Below are 2,828 nucleotides of genomic sequence, written 5' to 3' on the forward strand. Positions count from 1 at the left end.
TGACGGCGCCCGCACCGAAGGCGCGTTGCACCTGGGCGCGCCGGGGCAGGGCTGGACGGTGGCCATGTACCTGCTGGGCTGCGAGCGCGGTGCTTCGACGCTGGGGCAGCAGGCCCACTTCCAGAGCGAGCTGGAGCAGGTGATGGAAGTGGCCCGGCGCAACGGCGCCGCCCGCGACCCGCTGCTGCGCCAGCGCATCGCCCACGCCGCGTTGGGCTTGCAGACGCTGCGCAGCCACGCGCTACGAACCTCGGGCGATGACGCACCGGCACGCGCGTCCAGCATCAGCAAATACGCTTGGTCTAACTGGCGCCGCACGCTGGGCGAGTTGGCCATGGACGTGCTGGGCGCAGACGGCGACATCGCCAGCAATGACCCGTTGCACCAGACGCTGCAGCGGCTTTGGCTGGTCAGCCGTGCCGACACCATCTACGCGGGCAGCAATGAAATACAGCTCAACCTGATGGCCGAGCGCGCGCTGCAAATGCCGCGCTGACCGGGGCTCGCCCAGGGCGGTGTGCGGGAGCACCGCCAGTGCGCTGGGTGCAGGGCTGGCACCCTCTATCGTCCAAGCAGACGATGTGCGCTGTGGGGGCTGAAAGCACCATGGCATCCATCAACTGCGATGGATGTTTGACCCATGAAGCCTGCTCCCGAATATGTTCCCGCCCACGGCCTGATGCGTGGCAAATCCGTGCTGGTGACTGCTGCTGCCGGTGCTGGCATCGGCTTTGCCGCCGCCAAGCGCGCCGCTGAAGAAGGCTGCCGCGCCCTCCTGATTTCCGATGTGCACGAGCGCCGCCTGAGCGAGGCCGTCGAGGCCATCCGCCAGGAGACTGGGTTGCAGGAGGTCTATGGCCACCTGTGCGACGTCAGCCAGGAGAGCCAGGTGCAGTCGCTTATCCGTGCGGCCCAGGAGCAACTGGGCGGCATCGACGTGCTGATCAACAACGCCGGGTTGGGCACCAGCCGCCGCGTGGTGGACATGGAAGATGCCGAGTGGCACAAGGTCATTGACGTGACGCTGACCGGCACCTTCCGCGTCATGCGCGCGGCCCTCAAGGTGATGCAGCCGCGCGGCCAGGGCGTCATCATCAACAACGCCTCGGTGCTGGGCTGGCGCGCCCAGGTCGAGCAGGCGCACTACGCCGCCGCCAAGGCCGGTGTGATGGCGCTGACGCGCTGCGCCGCCATGGAGGCCGCCGAGTTCGGCATCCGCATCAATGCCGTGGCACCCTCGATTGCCATCCACGCCTTTTTGAAGAAATCGGCCTCCGAAGAGCTGCTGAGCGAGCTGTCGGCCAAGGAAGCCTTTGGCCGGGGCGCCGAACCCTGGGAAGTCGCCAACGTGATGATTTTCCTGGCCAGCGATTACTCGTCTTACATGACCGGCGAAGTGGTGTCGGTCAGCTCCCAGCGGGCTTGAGCATGGCCGAGCAACTCTGTCTGGACTCGACCGCTGCCGTGCTGGCGTCCGTGGGGCAGGCCCTGGGGCCTACCGAATGGATCACCGTCACGCAAGAGCGCATCAACACCTTTGCCGACGCCACGGGCGACCACCAGTGGATCCATGTCGACCCCGAGCGCGCCCGGGCGGGCCCGTTTGGCGCCTGTGTGGCGCATGGCTACCTGACGCTGTCGCTGGCCAACCTGTTTTTGCCGCAGCTGGTGCGCTATGAGCGGCTGAAGATGGGCGTGAACTACGGCTGCGACAAGGTGCGTTTTCCGGCGCCGGTCAAGGTCGGCGCGCGCATTCGCGGGCGCGGCGAAGTGGTGGCTGCCGAGCCCGTCAAAGGCGACGGCGTGCAGATCACCGTGCGCATCAGCGTCGAGATTGAAGGCACCGACAAACCCGGCTGCGTGGTGGACACCATCAGCCGCCTGTATTTTGATTGAGAGAAATCCATGAACCCGCAAGAAGCCGTCATCGTCTCCACCGCCCGCACCCCCATTGGCAAAGCGTACCGGGGGGCCTTCAACGACACCGAGGCGCCGGTGCTGGGCGGCCATGTGATCCGCGCCGCGCTGGCCAAGGCCGGCGTGGCCGGGCACGAGGTGGACGACGTGATTTTGGGCATCGCCGCCCAGCAGGGCAACCAGGGCTACAACCTGGGCCGCCTGTGCGCCTACACCGCCGGTCTGCCCGACAGCGTGGGCGGCATGGCCATTGACCGCATGTGCGCCTCGGGCCTGATGGCGATTGCCACCGCCGCCAAGGGCATCATGACCGGCGAGATGGACATTGCCGTGGCCGGTGGCCTGGAATCCATCACGCTGGTGCAGAACAAGCACAAGAACAGCTACCGCGCGCAGTCCAAATCGGTGCTGGAGGCCATGCCCACGGCCTACATCCAGATGATCGAGACGGCGGAAATCGTCAGCCGCCGCTACGGCATCTCGCGCGCCGCACAGGATGAATATTCGCTGCGCAGCCAGCAGCGCACCGCCGCCGCCCAGCAGGCGGGCCTGTTCGCCGAAGAAATCGTGCCGCTGGCCACCACCAAGCAACTGTTCGACAAGGAAGGCAACGTCACCGGCAACGAGGCCGTGACGCTCACCCAGGATGAAGGCAACCGTGCCGACACCACGCTGGAGAGCCTGACCAAGCTCAAACCCGTCTGGAAGAACGGCCAGTGGGTGCCCGAGGGTGAGTTCATCACCGCTGGCAACGCCTCGCAGTTGTCCGATGGCGCCTCGGCCTCGGTGCTGATGAGCGCGGCCCAAGCGCAGCGCCGGGGCCTCACGCCCCTGGGCATCTACCGCGGCGTGGCCGTGGCGGGCTGCGGCGCCGACGAGATGGGCATCGGCCCGGTGTTTGCCATCCCCAA

4 protein-coding genes are annotated in these 2,828 nt (G+C 66.9%); all 4 read left to right on the forward strand.

Annotated elements, in window-relative coordinates; all coding sequences use genetic code 11:
* A partial coding sequence (locus PHX69_RS15980) for an acyl-CoA dehydrogenase family protein (RefSeq protein ID WP_288045118.1) occupies positions 1-496 on the forward strand: 496 nt, incomplete at its 5' end.
* 144 nt (positions 497-640) lie between these two features.
* Complete coding sequence (locus tag PHX69_RS15985) at positions 641-1,426, forward strand: SDR family oxidoreductase (RefSeq protein WP_288045121.1); 786 nt, start codon at positions 641-643, stop codon at positions 1,424-1,426.
* A gap of 2 nt (positions 1,427-1,428) precedes the next feature.
* The gene (locus tag PHX69_RS15990; protein WP_288045123.1) at positions 1,429-1,896 is read left to right on the forward strand and encodes a MaoC family dehydratase; all 468 of its coding nucleotides are present in this window, start codon (positions 1,429-1,431) and stop codon (positions 1,894-1,896) included.
* Positions 1,897-1,905: 9 nt separating this feature from the next.
* Positions 1,906-2,828: acetyl-CoA C-acyltransferase (locus PHX69_RS15995; RefSeq protein ID WP_288045126.1), on the forward strand; the 923-nt coding region annotated here is incomplete at its 3' end.

The organism is Simplicispira sp. (assembly GCF_028687295.1).
In the GTDB taxonomy this organism is placed as follows: Bacteria; Pseudomonadota; Gammaproteobacteria; order Burkholderiales; family Burkholderiaceae_C; genus Simplicispira; species Simplicispira metamorpha.